Source organism: Mediterraneibacter catenae (genome assembly GCF_008691045.1).
GTDB classification, from domain to species: domain Bacteria; phylum Bacillota; class Clostridia; order Lachnospirales; family Lachnospiraceae; genus Mediterraneibacter; species Mediterraneibacter ornithocaccae.
Map to the genome: position 1 here is coordinate 23,689 of NZ_VMSO01000008.1, position 14,195 is coordinate 37,883.

Sequence of the window (14,195 nt, forward strand, 5' to 3'; positions counted from 1 at the left end):
TTATTCTGACTGTTTCTCTGTGTACATTCTCCGGTACGCCTGATAGATCCTCGATCCCGTGATCCCCCGGATCACATTCGCCGCGCATTTTATCAGCGCCGTCCTGTCAAGCTCTCCCGACTTCAGCTTCTGTCTCAATTCCCTGACCGCGCCTTTTCCGCCCGGCATGATCAGGTCGTTTCCGGCTTCGATCGCAGCGCTGTGGCTTCCCACGTCTTTGCCCGTCGCGAACCAGTCTGTCATCACCACGCCGTCGAATCCCCACTCATTTCTCAGTACTTTTGTGAGCAGGTCGTAGCTGTTGTTCGCATAGGCGCCGTTGACCTTGTTGTAGCTTGTCATGAGAGCCTTTGCGTGCCCTTCCTGCACGGCGATCCGGAATCCTCTCAGATAGATCTCCCGGAGCGCCCGCTCATTTACATTTGCGTTCGTATGGTTCCGGTTATCCTCCTGATTATTGCAGCAAAAATGCTTGACCGTCACATAGCAGCCTCTTCTGGACTGTACGCCCCTGCTCATGGCGGCCGCCATCTTTCCTGTCAGAAGCGGATCTTCGGAGTAATACTCAAAGTTGCGTCCGCACAGCGGATTCCTGTGGATATTCATGCCCGGCGCCAGCCAGTAGGTCACGCCGTATCTCTCCATCTCTTTGCCGACCGCCTCGCCGACACGCTCCACAAGCGCCGTATTCCAGGACTGCGCCAGGGCGAGCCCTGCCGGAAATGAAGTTGCGAACTGGTAAACGCATGGCCGTTTCTGAGGATCCCCGAGGATAAATTTCTTCGCAAGATCCGGAACATACTTCATCGCCGAGAGCATCGGTTCCACACTCTTCAGCCTGCCATTATGCATTACGGCCGAGATCTTCTGGAGACGCAGCCCCGCAGGTCCGTCCGCCAGGCAGACATTGGGCAGTCCCTTATCGATCAGTTCTCCCGTAGTATATCCGGCAGAGCCCGGCGCCTCGAAGAACTTCGGGCCTCCTCCCGTCACGCCGGCGCCTGTCACCACATCGCACAGTTCGTCGTCCGACAGGACGTCAAGGACTGCATCGACTACAGGGTCGGAATATATCTCCGGATCTTCATAGCGGTGCCCGGCAGTCGCAATGTCCGCCGCTTTCACCGGAATCCGCTCCAGATCTGTATCCTGTTCATCCGCAGTGTCTGACAGCATCGGCGGTTCTATTTCTTTTACCTTGAGTACGACAGGGCAGATATTCTCACACTGTTCTGTCACGACGTCTTCATCCAGAACCAGTACCGCCGCTGCGGAAGTATCCCTGCTGGAAGTTCCAGGCCTTAAGATATAGTCGCCCTTTTCCAGTACGTAGGCTGCATCTTTCTCCCGGTAGGAAGCCAGATCCGCCATATCGAAGGCAAGCGATACCTCTTTGCTCTCTCCCGGCTTTATCTCTTCAGTCTTGGCAAATGCCGCCAGCTTCTGGTATTCCTTCGCCATCCCGGTCTGCGGGCAGGTCACATAGAGCTGGACAACTTCTTTTCCGGAATATACGCTTCCGGTATTCGTTACTTTCGCGGTGACGGCGACTTTTGTCCCGTCCGCTTCGACCTTCTCTGTCTCCACTGAGAAACCGGTGTAAGACAGACCGTAGCCGAACGGATACCTCGGCTCCACATCATAGCTGTCGAAATACCGGTAGCCGACGTAGATTCCTTCCCTGTAATACTCCTGATCCACATCTCCGTTCAGATAGCTGTAATCCATGGCGAACGGGATGTCTTCGTATTTCTTCGGCCATGTATCCGCCGTCTTTCCGGACGGGGATACTTTCCCGCTGATCAGGTCTGCGAATGCTTTTCCGCCCATCATTCCCTGCTGTGCGTAATAGACGACCGCGCCGATCCCCGTGATCTCGTCGAGGAAGCCCATGTCAAACACAGAGCCCACATTGATCACCACGATCATTTTCTCATAATTCGCGGCGCACATCGCGAGATTTGCTTTCTCTTCGTCAGACAGGGAATACTCGAAGTTCTTCAGCTTCCGGTCTGCGCTCTCGCCCGCCTGCCGTGCGATAACATAGATACACGTATCTGTATCAGATCCGTTGACGTCCTCAATAGTCACCGGCTGTCCGAACGGATGCTGATATGGTGTTCCCATCATATTTACTATATCGAACTTCAGCATCCTGCGCCGGAACTCCGCCGCATATTCTTCCTCGCCCTTCCTGTACTCCTCTTCGTATCCCTTAAGCCAGTTCTTCGTCGTCACGGTAAAGCCTGCCGACTCCATCCCCTCCAGGATCGAGACCGCATGGCGCTCATTTACTTCGCCGGAGCCTGTCCCTCCTTTGATGGTCATGCCTGCCCCCGCTCCGTACAGCGCTACCTTGCCCGGTGTGATCGGAAGTATGCCGTCATTTTCCAGGAGCACGATCCCCTCCAACGCAGCCTCATAAGAGACCCGGGCGTTTTCTTCTTCCAACGGCGTCACTTCATCCGTAAATGCCGCTTTGTTACGTATTTTCATTTTCATCGGATACAGCCTCCCTTATATTATTCTGCCGGATGATCGTCCGTTCCTCCATCTGAAAGTATAGACGGTCACAGCGTTTTCTATGCTTCCAGCATCTCGGCTTTCTTCGCAAGGATCGCTTCCACAGCTGCGCATGCCGGGCAGTCGCAGTATTTCGCGCCTGCTGCCTTGATCTCTTTCGCATGGGCCGCTACTTCCTTCGTCTTCTCGGCACCGAATACCTGTGCCCCGCCCTCTGACTCTGCAAATGCGATCAGGTTGTCGATCGGCATGATGTCCGCTTCAAGCTCTGCGATATACTTCTCTGTCTCCTGCGCTTCGTTCTCCGTCCCGACTGCATCCAGCCACGCCTGTCCGGCAGCCTTTGCCTCCGCGCTGCAAGAATGCGCTTCCATCATCTCATGTGTTTTCTCCGCTACATAGTCCAGTACTTCTTTCTTCATTACTAAAGTCTCCTTTCTGTTTCTGATATCTTCTATTCTATCACACACAGGAGCAATTTCGTACTCCCATATCAAGATCACGGCATAATATCGCAGCTGAGATCAGACAGCGGAACTGCTGCCCTGTTATTGTATTCCCAGGGACGCCAGCTTCATATCCTCATTAAATGCAAATGTAAAGTGTATCTCCGCATTTTCATAATCCGCTGTCACATACGCTACCGCCGCCGTCACGCCCCGCTGCGTCACTTCCATTGCGGTGATATCCGACACTTCCCGGAATGCTCCCCAGTCTTCCGACACCCTCGCCTTTGCCTCGTCCATTCTCTCTTTATTCATAATGGTGGACATCTCATCGACAGACATCTCTTTTAATCCGTCGAAGTCCTCTTCATTGATATAGTCCACGGCCTGCCGTGCGAGCGCTTCAATCTCCGCCTGGTCGAATATACTGCTCTGTGAAAGAGCTTTATTTTTCGGCATTGCAAAGTAGATCGCCGCTGCCGCGATCACCAGGATTACTGCTGTTATCACGATATTTCTGGTTCTTTTTCTCCTCTGTTCCGCCGTCTGGACCGGCTGGAAAAATACATGCTTCTTTTGCGTCATAATTTATTTCTCCCTTTAGTACTTTTTCCACAAATCCTTTCCCTTTTGGAAAGATTTTAAGTTTTCTATTTTCCTGTAATACAGCTTTTTTAACAACGGAATCCTGATCTGTCGTTCCACAACATCCATTTCATAAATTGAAAAATCCATCTCTGCTTTATCGATATCCACAAGTAATCGATCCCGTACATATTGAAGCAGCCTGTTTTCCCGCTCTACAAACGAATGAGTCCTGATCTCGTCCAGTTTTATATAAGACAGTTTTTCATAAGGTGTGTTATAAAACATCGAATTACCCGAATCATAGATCGGAGCAAAACCCAACAGTCGCAGTGTGTCCGGATCCCTCATAACTGCAATGTTATTCATATGTCTATCCGTATTGCTTATAAGATAATCTGTCATGATCTGATAATCCAGAAAACGTGTAAAAGCCTCTTCATCCATTCCCAATTCGAGGCATACATTTTTTAATGGATAGTAATAAGATTCCTTTTGCCTGACTTTCACTGTCTGCAATAATTCCCACGCGCTGATGCACTCAATGTTCTCACTGCAAAAATCATAGCACATACATCCTATTCCTTCAATATTTCCGTCAGTCTGTACCTGGACAAGAGAATATCGGGTATAATGAGGAAATCTCTGCTGTTCATGTAGTCTTGTTGCAAATACCTCATTCAGACTCTGTTGATAAGACTGCCCGTAATTACCTTTGATCATATAACGCCGTCCATTCTTATCTATGCACCATTTCTTCTGCAATTCTCCCTGTGAGGTTGCACAATTAAATCTGGTTTCTTTTCTGAGATCGATCATATGGTCCTGATTAATCGTAAGTTCTCCGAATGTGTCAACAAAATCATTCGTAAATAAATTAACATCTTTCCATGTCAGATCTTCCCCACGGGGACGGATCCAGTAGCAGTCGGACAGACTTAACGCAAGATTATTAACCAAGGCACTATTCGTTGATGAATATCCCAGTCTTTGAAGAGCAGTCTCTGCTCCATGTCTTGTCTTTGGTATCGCCCGATCCCTCCACCATTCATGAAACTTCATATTATTCATCTGACCACCCAACGGGAAATGATCCGCTGCCGCTTCATTTCTCCTTACACGCCCTAAGGCTCCGTCATCTGAGATTTCCATCAGGCACACCGGAATATCTTTATGCATCAGATAATATTCTTTCGCATATCTTGCCATACATTCTCCCCTTTCCCTAGCTCCACAAAATATCTTCTTTTTTGTCATATTGGCAGTCTTGTTCAAATCTTTCCTGTATCTCGTAAAAGCTTTCATACAGATCTTTCAGATACAGCACCAGGTTCTTTTCTTTTACCCCTTCCAGATCTTCCTTGATGTAGATCTTGTTTCCACGCGCGTCCGAAACTGCCTTTTGATTTTTATCGTAATAAAAAACCGTCCCGTCTTTTCCTGCTATTTTTTTAAGTCCGGAGTCTGTGGCAGGCAAAGTCCTGGCGATCAGATTTACGACATACGGCGCCGGAGACGCCTCTCCCTGTTCCCACTTACGCAAGGTACTAAGCGGTATTCCATACATCGCGGCAAACTTCTTTTGTGTCAGTCCTGTAGATTCCCTGAGTTCTTTTATTACGTAATACATGTTCATCCTCCACGAAAAATACCCAATATGGATATACTGATTTATATTATATCCATATTGGGTATTCCCAGTCAATATTATTATTAAATTAATGCCACAGCGGCAATTTACAATTCCTTGATCACACTTCGCGGATCATTTCTCGATATCTGCTATAACGGTCTCATACCCCCGCAGGCAGATTTTCTCTTTCTCAATATTAACGTCCTTATGATTAGACAGCAGGATTTTCTTCACATTCCATCCAAACGGCAGTTCCTGGGGCGCTGCCTTCAGATTACAGATGACCAGGACGCATCTGCCCTGATATTCTCTCTCATAGGCGATCACGCCGTCTGTCTTCTCATAGACAGGAATGAGACTTCCGTAGATAAACAACTCGCTGTACTCGTCTGATTTCCGCAGGGCGATCATCTTCCGATACCAGTGGTACAGAGATTCTTCTTTCCCCTTCTCTGCTTCCAGATTGATTTCCTTATAATTCGGGTTCACCGCAAACCAGGGAGTCCCGTCCGTAAATCCGGCGTTTTCCTGTGCATTCCACTGCATAGGTGTCCTGGCATGTTCCCGGGATTCCACGTTGAGCTTCTCGAGCGCCTGTTCCTCAGTCATGCCCTCCTGAAGATAGCCCCGGTACATATTGAACGTGGTCGGATCCCTGAACTCATCTATGCTCTTCTTCCTGTAGTCCAGCATCCCGGCCGCCTGCCCCTGATACAGAAATACGATTCCCGGGAAGAAGAAGTTGACGCTTCCCAGTGCGGACATGCTGTAATAGCCGATGTCCTCCCGCGGGATAAATCTCTCTGCAGACCTCGATGTGTCGTGGTTATCAAGGAAATTACAGAGGAATCCCCTGCCGTTTACGTATTCCTGCTTCTGGAACAGTGCATCACGCAGGTCATTTATCATCTCCACCGGGCGGTCTTTCCACTTCGGGTGATTGACATGGTATCTCGTGTGGCAGAAGTCAAATATACTTGAAAAATATCCGTCTTCGCCGATAAAGTCCTCCAGATCTTCAGGCGCCACGTCGTCCGCTTCCGCCAGTGTAAATGCATCATGCGGCAGGAACGTCTCTTTCTTCAGCTCATTTAAGAATGTTTCAATTCCTTTTACATTCCTGAAATACGGGAATCCGTTCACATAACCGTCCACGCCGTCCGCCGGAAGGTTCTCGTAGGTAAAATCTTTCTTCAGGTGGCTGATCGCATCTATCCTGAAGCCGCCGAGCCCCATGTCGAGCCACCGGTTGATCATCGCATAGATCTCTTCTCTTACTTCTTTGTTCTCCCAGTTCAGGTCAGGCTGCCACTTGGTAAACAGGTGCAGATAATACTTGTCCGTATCTCCGATCCGCTCCCAGGCGCTCCCGCCGAAGATGGATCTCCAGTTGTTGGGCTCTTTTCCGTCCTTTCCCTCGCGGATGATGTAATACTTTCCATACCTGCCGTCCGGGTCTTCCAGCGCTTTCTGAAACCATTCGTGCTCGGACGACGTATGGTTCACGACCAGGTCCATCAGCACCCGGATCCCTCTTTTGTCCGCCTCTTTGATCAGACGTTTCATATCGTCCAGCGTGCCGAACATGGGATCGATCTCGTCATAATCCGAGATATCATATCCGTGATCCGCCATCGGGGATTTGTTGACCGGACACAGCCAGATCATATTGATCCCGAGCTCTTCGAGGTCGTCAAGATGTTCTATGATCCCCGGGATATCCCCGATGCCGTCTCCGTTCGTATCCTGAAAGCTTTTCGGGTAGATCTGATACCCGATCGCATTGTGCCACCATTTCTTCTGCATTATGTCTGATTCTCCTTGTTGATTATTGTCCGGCTTCCTGTCTTATCCTTTCACCGCTCCGCTCGTGACGCCCTCTACATAGAATTTCTGCATGTAGATAAAGAGCAGGGAGATCGGGATCGCGATAATGACGCATCCGGCGGTAAAGACTGTAAACATTGTGTTTACATTTGCCTTTGTCATCATTGTATACAATCCGATGGCAATTGTATAGTTCTGAACGTTATCTCCCATGATAACTTTTGAAAAGATAAAGTCCATCCACGGGGACATGAACGCTGTCAGGGATGTGTAAACAATGATCGGCTTCGCCAGCGGGAACGTGATCTTCGTAAATATCTGGAATTTCGTCGCGCCGTCGATCTGTGCCGACTCGTCCAGCGCCTTCGGCATCGTGTCGAAGAAGCCTTTGGACACATAGAATGTCAGCGCCGATCCCGCCGAATATACAAGCACCAGCGCCGCAAGGCTCTGCGTCAGGTTCATCGCCTTTAAGATATAGTACACGGCGATCATGCTCATGAATGCCGGGAACATGTTCAGCACCAACGCGATCTTCATGATCGGCTTTCTCATCCGAAACCTCAGCCTTGACAGCACATATGCCATAGACGTTGTCAGGAATGTACTGATGATACATGAGAATACTGCCACGATAAATGTATTGCCGAACCATCTTAAGAACGGATAGTCCGAGTTCGTAAACAGCACTTTATAGTTGTCGGCAGTGAATTCGTGCGGGATGAAATAAGATACAAACTGTCCGCTCTCTCCTCTGAATGAAGTAAGTACGATCCATATGATCGGGAATATCCAGATGATGCTTACCACGATCAGGATAATATATGTAATTGCATTTCCAAACTGTGCTTTCTTTTTCATTGGAACATATCCTCCTTGTTATAGGCAGCCGATCTTGTATACGCGATCAGTGAGAACACCGCGCACACCACGAATGTGATGATACCGATCGTAGACGCGAGGTTATAGTCAGCCTTTTCCACCGTCAGTTTGTACAGCCACGTCACCAGAAGATCCGTATCTCCCGCCGCGTAGTAGTTGCTGTTCATCGGCGCTCCGCCGGTCAGAAGGTAGATAACATTGAAGTTGTTGATATTTCCGATAAACTGCTGGATCAGCGTAGGCGTCATGATGAAGATGATCTGCGGGAGCGTGATCTTGCGGAAGATCTGGAATGCATTCGCCCCGTCTATCCTTGCGGCTTCGAGCTGGTCTTCCGGCAGGTTGGTCAGCACGCTTGTCACGATCATGATCGTAAACGGGATACCTACCCACATATTTACCGCAATGACCGTGATCTTGGCTGCAAGCGCGTCCGTAAGGAACGGAAGCGGCTCGGAGATCAGACCCAGATTCTCGAGCATGGAGTTGATCGGCCCTGCCGCGTGGAGCATGTTTCTCATGATCAGCAGAGAAACGAACTGCGGTACGGCGACTGTCGTCACGAAGATCGTGCGGAAGAACTTCTTGAACTTGATCCCTTTCTTGTTGATGAGGAGCGCCAACACTACGCCGCCCAGGAAGCTGCTGAATGTAGCGAAGAATGCCCAGATTAGCGTCCAGACGAGCAGCGGGAAGAATGTGCCCGCGATATTTCCTCCCAGCATCTTCCCGAAGTTGGACAGTCCGATCCAGTCGAACAGGTTCTTCGGCGGAAGATGATTGTGGTCATAGCTTGTAAATGCGAGAAGTATCATATAGAGAAGCGGCAGTACCGTAAAGACCAGGACTGCTGCCGTAGGTACGGTAAGGAGCGTCACATGGAATCTGCTGTCCAGGAGCAGGGCCGCATCTTCCCGGAACGAGCGGATATGCTCTCCTGACTTTCTGCATTCATACACTGCCGCCGCGCTCCTTGTATTTACCACATAGAAGACCAGGAACAGCGCGATGATCATGATCGTGGCAAGCCCGTAGATCATGCAGAGCATGGAGTTGTCTCCTTCCACCTGTACCTTGATGCCGAGGCTTTCGTCCATGACCCAGCCCTGGGCCTGTGTCCCCAGAGTGATCAGTCCGACGATAGATGAAGCTCCCGCCATGACCATATATGCGATAAAGCCGATCTCGGCAAGGAGGAAGATAAGTCCTTTGATGATCTGTCCGTTCCTCAGATTGGCAAATCCCATGATCAGGTATGACAGCCTGACAGAGATATCCCCCTCACGGAACCCGTTTATATACTTTTTCCACCAGGTATTTTTCTTTACTTTCATAGATGAGATCCTCTTTTCCATTTTATAACATAAGAGCCTGACAGCTCAGGCTCTTATGAATTGAGGTTAGTATTGTGATTGCTTCTGTTATTCTGCCGTCGCTGCGGAATCAGCCACCAGATCGTCAAGCTTTGTCTGCATGTCCGCTTCTGTCAGGTTGCCGCCGTATGCGTCGATGATGATCGGGTCGAGCAGATCCCAGAAGGAGCGCAGCTCCGGAAGTTTCGGCATCAGGACTGTATACTCGTCTTCTGTCATCTGTGATACCACGTTCGTAATCGGATCGTTCTTAACCTCATCTGTGTCACGCAGTTCTTTGTTGCACGGAATCGCTCCGACCGCGTCGAATCTCATCTTCTGGCACTCTGCGTTGGATAAGTAGTCCGCCAGTTCCATCGCGTCAAGCGGATACTCTGTCGCTGCATTTACCGCCAGGAGCTTCACGCCCTGGAATGCGCGCATCTGTACCGGGCCGTCGCCGAAATCGCAGGTCGGATATACTGCTACCCCGAGGTCATCTCCCAGTGCGTCCATGATATCGTTCTTGCCCCACGGACCTGTAACCATAGCCGCGATCTTTCCTTCTTTCAGCAGTGATACGGACTCGCTGTTGCATGCCACCACGTTCGGGTTATCTTTCAGGGATGCGATCCATTTCGTAACGTTTACGCCCTGCTCATTGTTAAATGTTGTTCCCTCGAGATCCTCTCCACTATCTCCGTAGAGCTTGCAGCCGTTGGCAAGATACTGCGGAGCGATCGTATAGTTGGTTCCCTCTTCGGCAAGGTTGAAGCCGATCGGCGCCTTCGCCGTGATTCCCTCAAAAGTCTTGACATCTTCATCTGAGAGCATGGATTTGTTGTATACCAGATACATGGATTCTACCTGGTACGGATATCCGTATACAGCTCCCTGATATGTAGCCGCCTCATAAGCTGTCTCGGTATCCTCTTCCTTGATCCGGTCCACATATTTCGTGTTCTCATAGAGGACGCCTGATTCCACCATCTGGCCGAGCTGGTCATGGGGAAGGGCGATAACGTCCGCTGCCGCCTCCGGGTCTTTCTTTACCTCTTCCTCAGCCTTTCCGCTGTCGCCGAGCACAACTTCGATGTCATAGTTCTTGTCCGGATGTTCTGCAATGAAGTTATCGACCATCGTCTGGGTCACTTCCAGGATATCCTGATCCGCCCATACCTTCAGGCTGACATTTTCGCTGTCACCTGCGGCGGCCCCTCCTTCCTTCTCCTCACTTCCGCATCCTGCGAGCAGTCCGCCTGTCATCAGGGCTGCCATTCCAAGTGCAAGAATCCTTTTTGCTTTCATAACACAGTTCTCCTTTCCCTTTGGGGAGCGCCTTTCCGGCTTTCTCCCGTTTGATGCCACTTATTTTAGCAGTCATGCCTCTGCCGGAAAATGAATAAAATAAACTTATCCTGTGAAAAAAATAAACTTCCCGGGTGAAATTATTGAACTTTAAATTATCAGATGATAAAATTTCCTTAATTTAAGCGGCGCCGCCCGCCGCACGTAAAAGAGAGGACTGAAGCCCGTGAAATTATTCCGGAGGATAAAGAAACTTCGCACAAAACTGCTGATCATTTTTACTTTTCAGGTCTTTCTCCTTCTGGGGATCGCACTGTTGGTCAGTTTTTTTCTTGCCAGAAGCTCCAGCCGGAAAAACCTTCAGATGCTGAACCAGCAGTTAAAAACACTTGCCGACAGCGATTTTCAGGATATCTTCGACGAGATAGACCGGGCTTATCTCTCCATTGTGGCAAGCTCAAATTTCTCTGAACTCTATAATGCACGCTCTGACAGCACGCCTCTGGAAATCTATGAACTTTATTACGATGTCGACAACCTGCTCACGGCGCCTCTGGCGTCTTCCCGGTATATCCACAGCATCAACTACCTGACGCCGGACAATAAGATCCTTATTTCAAGCATTGCCGGAGAACTGAGTATGGAGAGGGACTTCTCCGTGGAAGAGAGCCCCGAATGGTTCTGGCTCCACACCCGTCTGCTGAATACAGTAGGTTCTCTGTCAGAAACGTATATCCCGCCGCACCAGGAGCTGTACTACCAGCGCACCTCCAGTTCAGCCAACCGCACAGTAGTCTCTGTCGTCCGCAAGACCGCCAGCTTTGACACCGGTTATAAGAACCGGGGGCTCCTCTACTTTAATGTAGAGCTCTCTGACTTCGTCTCGCTCACGGATTCGCTGAACCTGTACCCGGACATGGAGACCGTCATACTCACGGACACGGGGCGTGTCATCCATGATTCTTCCGGGAGCATTACCGAACAGACCGGCAATATCTCGCTCCTCAGAGAATGTACATCCGAGCAGCCCATCACCCTCGACGGGAAGAAATATATGGCAGTGCCTGTCACTATGAAGGATCCCGGATGGAGCATCTGTTCGCTGATCCCATGGTCTGTATACACTGCAGATATCCGTGACTACACCGTATACAGTCTGGTATTGGGCATGCTCGTATTCATTGCAGGTTTTATCATGACATGGATCATGTCCGCAAGGATCTCCGCCCCCGCAGAGGAGCTGTCCCGCACTATGAAATCCGTGCGCAGCGGCAATATCCGCCAGCACGCCAGCGTCATCTCTTCCGATGAGATCGGCGAGCTCTCCGCTACCTTCAACACGATGCTCGACCGGATCAATCTCCTGATCGAACAGGAATACCAGCTCAAGGTAGAGCAGCAGGACGCCCAGATGAAAGCGCTCCAGGCCCAGATCAACCCGCATTTTCTCTACAACATCCTGCAGTCGATCGCGAGCATCGCTTCTCTCAATCATCTGCCCGAGATCTCCGTTATGGCGAATTCTCTCGGCAAGATGATGAGATACAGTATTAAAACGGAAGAAAATACGACCACTCTTGATGATGAGCTCATCCATGTCGCCCATTATCTTGAGATCCAGAAGATCCGATTTAAGAACCAGCTCGATTATTCTATAGATTCCTGTGAAGCCTACGGCAGGTATCCACTCCTGAAGCTCACATTGCAGCCCCTCGTGGAAAATGCGGTCATGCACGGTTTCACGGGGGATCACCAGAAACTCTTTATCTACATCCATGTATATCAGGAGGGTACTTATCTGGTGATCGAGATCTCGGACGACGGCGCCGGGATGACGGAGGATGTCCTCGCAAAAGTGCGGCGTTCGCTTTCCGATTCTTCCACCGGATTTTACAGCGATTCGCAGCAGAGTATCGGGCTTGCCAATGTGTATACGCGGCTGAAACTCTGTTATCAGCACCAGGCCGTGCTGGATGTGGACAGCGAGCCGGATGTCGGAACTGTCATCAGTCTGAAACTGCCGTTCTATTTCAATCATCAGGGGGATAAAGAACATGATCCGGACAATTTTATGTGAAGATGAATACTGGGTGCGCAAAGGACTGATCCGCCAGATCCCGTGGGACCGGTACGGTCTTGAACTGGCGGGTGAGTTTTCCAACAGTTCGCAGGCCGTGGAGTTTATGAAGAACAATAGGGTCGATCTGGTCATCACCGATATGAACATGAAAGACGGGGACGGCCTGAGCCTTCTGGATCATATCATCTCGTCCCATGCGGAATGTGAGATCATCGTCATCAGCGGCTATACGGATTTTGCCTATACGAAAAAGGCGATCCAGGCTTCTGTATGCGAATACCTCTTAAAGCCTGTGGAAACAGAAGAGATATGCAAGGTCCTGGACAAGATCATCCTCCGCGTCCGGGAGAAAGAGAAGCTCCAGGAGCGCGAGGCGAAGACGGCCCCTCTCCTTCAGGAGCAGCTCTTAAACACGCTCGTATCCGCAGGCAGTCCGGAAGAGACCAGTCAAAAGATCGTAAATGAATTGTCACAGATGGGATTCTCCCTCAGCGACACATGGTTCACAGTGCAGATCTTCGCCCTAAGGAAAGAGTTTACCGGCACGGACGGTATGCTCACTGACAGCGAACTGCAGCGCTGGTTCAGGAACACCGAGCCTCTGGTCAGCTCTGACAACCGGATCTTCTTCCGCACAAAGCGGAGCAGGGAGCACTTTATCCTTCTGTGGCAGGGCACGGACCAGGCGCCGGTCTCCAAAGCTGACTTCATCCTGACTTACAGGAAACTGGCGGAACTGTGCCCCTACCTGCTCAAATCCGGGATCAGCGACAGTGTCAAGGGCTATTCGGGGATCCCGCTCTCCTACAGACATGCCGCAGCCTGCCTCGACTATGAGCTGGCGGAATTCGGGCTCGCACGCCCTGTATTTTATGAAGACATCTCACAGCTCTCGCCCGCTCCCGCCGATCCTGTCATTATTGACGAGGCTGTCCTGACAGGGATCATAAAGTCCGGCTCAGTCTATGAATTCAAGAAATATATGTCCGACCTCTTCCTGCCCTGCTGCCGGAATTCCTACTGTTATCTGCCTTCATACCGCAATACCGCTTCCAAGCTGGCATTGTCGATGGAGAGGATCGCCGCAGGAAAGAATTTCTCATTTTCCGAGCTGTCCGGTGCGATCCGGTATATCTCCGGCATGATCTCGGCAGAGGAGATCCGCAGTTTCCTGTCGGTCTGCTTCCAGAAGATAGCCGAGTCATGCAAATATGAGAAAAACGCTTCAGCCAAGGATGTTGTCGCCGAGATCAAGGAATATGTCCGGCTCAATTACAGTGAAGAGATCAGCCTGATGGAACTGGCGAGGAAGTATTATATCAACCACATCTACCTGAGCCGCCTGTTCAAAGCCGAGACCGGAGAAAACTTCAGTTCCTACCTGACACGCATCCGCATGGAAAAAGCCAGAGAGCTTATCCTGAGAGATACTTTTAAAATAAAGGAAGTCGCCGAGATGGTAGGCTTTAAGAATCCCTATTATTTCACTAAGACATTTAAGAAATACTATGAATCCACGCCTGCCCTGCTTGAAAAGATAAAATAAACGGAGGTCTGAC

General features: G+C 50.1%; 11 protein-coding genes. 2 read left to right on the plus strand and 9 right to left on the minus strand.

Going from position 1 to position 14,195, the window contains the following annotated elements; genetic code table 11:
- The 9 genes from FNY66_RS07625 to FNY66_RS07665 form a co-directional block, all read right to left on the minus strand.
- Entirely contained in the window at nt 1-2,502 is a 2,502-nt protein-coding gene (locus FNY66_RS07625; protein ID WP_087149801.1) for a glycoside hydrolase family 3 N-terminal domain-containing protein, read from the minus strand.
- An 80-nt stretch (nt 2,503-2,582) separates the two neighbouring features.
- Nucleotides 2,583-2,945 carry a molecular chaperone Hsp90 gene (locus FNY66_RS07630; RefSeq protein ID WP_087149802.1) on the minus strand — a complete coding sequence of 121 codons (363 nt, stop codon included), beginning with the start codon at nt 2,943-2,945 and terminating at the stop codon, nt 2,583-2,585.
- A gap of 126 nt (nt 2,946-3,071) precedes the next feature.
- On the minus strand, nt 3,072-3,554 hold the full coding sequence (locus tag FNY66_RS07635; RefSeq protein ID WP_087149803.1) for a DUF3887 domain-containing protein: 483 nt from the start codon (nt 3,552-3,554) through the stop codon (nt 3,072-3,074).
- 15 nt (nt 3,555-3,569) lie between these two features.
- A complete protein-coding gene (locus FNY66_RS07640; protein WP_087149804.1) occupies nt 3,570-4,763 on the minus strand; it encodes a HipA domain-containing protein in 1,194 nt (397 codons plus the stop codon).
- A gap of 16 nt (nt 4,764-4,779) precedes the next feature.
- Complete coding sequence (locus FNY66_RS07645) at nt 4,780-5,184, minus strand: helix-turn-helix domain-containing protein (RefSeq protein WP_087149805.1); 405 nt, start codon at nt 5,182-5,184, stop codon at nt 4,780-4,782.
- A gap of 135 nt (nt 5,185-5,319) precedes the next feature.
- On the minus strand, nt 5,320-6,993 hold the full coding sequence (locus FNY66_RS07650; RefSeq protein WP_087149806.1) for a glycoside hydrolase family 13 protein: 1,674 nt from the start codon (nt 6,991-6,993) through the stop codon (nt 5,320-5,322).
- Between the two features lie 42 nt (nt 6,994-7,035).
- Nucleotides 7,036-7,875: a sugar ABC transporter permease gene (locus FNY66_RS07655; protein ID WP_087149807.1), complete on the minus strand. Its 840-nt coding sequence runs from the start codon at nt 7,873-7,875 to the stop codon at nt 7,036-7,038.
- A complete protein-coding gene (locus FNY66_RS07660) occupies nt 7,872-9,230 on the minus strand; it encodes a carbohydrate ABC transporter permease (protein ID WP_087149808.1) in 1,359 nt (452 codons plus the stop codon). Before FNY66_RS07660 ends, FNY66_RS07655 begins: the two co-directional genes overlap by 4 nt.
- 87 nt (nt 9,231-9,317) lie before the next feature.
- Nucleotides 9,318-10,556: an extracellular solute-binding protein gene (locus tag FNY66_RS07665; RefSeq protein ID WP_087149809.1), complete on the minus strand. Its 1,239-nt coding sequence runs from the start codon at nt 10,554-10,556 to the stop codon at nt 9,318-9,320.
- Between the two features lie 226 nt (nt 10,557-10,782).
- Here FNY66_RS07665 and FNY66_RS07670 point away from each other — a divergent pair, with 226 nt between their 5' ends.
- The gene (locus tag FNY66_RS07670; RefSeq protein ID WP_087149810.1) at nt 10,783-12,633 is read left to right on the plus strand and encodes a cache domain-containing sensor histidine kinase; all 1,851 of its coding nucleotides are present in this window, start codon (nt 10,783-10,785) and stop codon (nt 12,631-12,633) included.
- Nucleotides 12,611-14,182: a response regulator gene (locus FNY66_RS07675; RefSeq protein ID WP_087149811.1), complete on the plus strand. Its 1,572-nt coding sequence runs from the start codon at nt 12,611-12,613 to the stop codon at nt 14,180-14,182. The genes FNY66_RS07670 and FNY66_RS07675 overlap by 23 nt, the downstream gene beginning before the upstream one ends.
- Nucleotides 14,183-14,195: the final 13 nt, after the last annotated feature.

What these genes read in the sequence shown, in the direction of transcription:
- FNY66_RS07625 (WP_087149801.1), bottom strand. Translation starts at nt 2,502, where the DNA reads ATGAAAATGAAAATACGTAACAAAGCGGCATTTACGGATGAAGTGACG.
- FNY66_RS07630 (WP_087149802.1), bottom strand. Translation starts at nt 2,945, where the DNA reads ATGAAGAAAGAAGTACTGGACTATGTAGCGGAGAAAACACATGAGATG.
- FNY66_RS07635 (WP_087149803.1), bottom strand. Translation starts at nt 3,554, where the DNA reads ATGACGCAAAAGAAGCATGTATTTTTCCAGCCGGTCCAGACGGCGGAA.
- FNY66_RS07640 (WP_087149804.1), bottom strand. Translation starts at nt 4,763, where the DNA reads ATGGCAAGATATGCGAAAGAATATTATCTGATGCATAAAGATATTCCG.
- FNY66_RS07645 (WP_087149805.1), bottom strand. Translation starts at nt 5,184, where the DNA reads ATGTATTACGTAATAAAAGAACTCAGGGAATCTACAGGACTGACACAA.
- FNY66_RS07650 (WP_087149806.1), bottom strand. Translation starts at nt 6,993, where the DNA reads ATGCAGAAGAAATGGTGGCACAATGCGATCGGGTATCAGATCTACCCG.
- FNY66_RS07655 (WP_087149807.1), bottom strand. Translation starts at nt 7,875, where the DNA reads ATGAAAAAGAAAGCACAGTTTGGAAATGCAATTACATATATTATCCTG.
- FNY66_RS07660 (WP_087149808.1), bottom strand. Translation starts at nt 9,230, where the DNA reads ATGAAAGTAAAGAAAAATACCTGGTGGAAAAAGTATATAAACGGGTTC.
- FNY66_RS07665 (WP_087149809.1), bottom strand. Translation starts at nt 10,556, where the DNA reads ATGAAAGCAAAAAGGATTCTTGCACTTGGAATGGCAGCCCTGATGACA.
- FNY66_RS07675 (WP_087149811.1), top strand. Translation starts at nt 12,611, where the DNA reads ATGATCCGGACAATTTTATGTGAAGATGAATACTGGGTGCGCAAAGGA.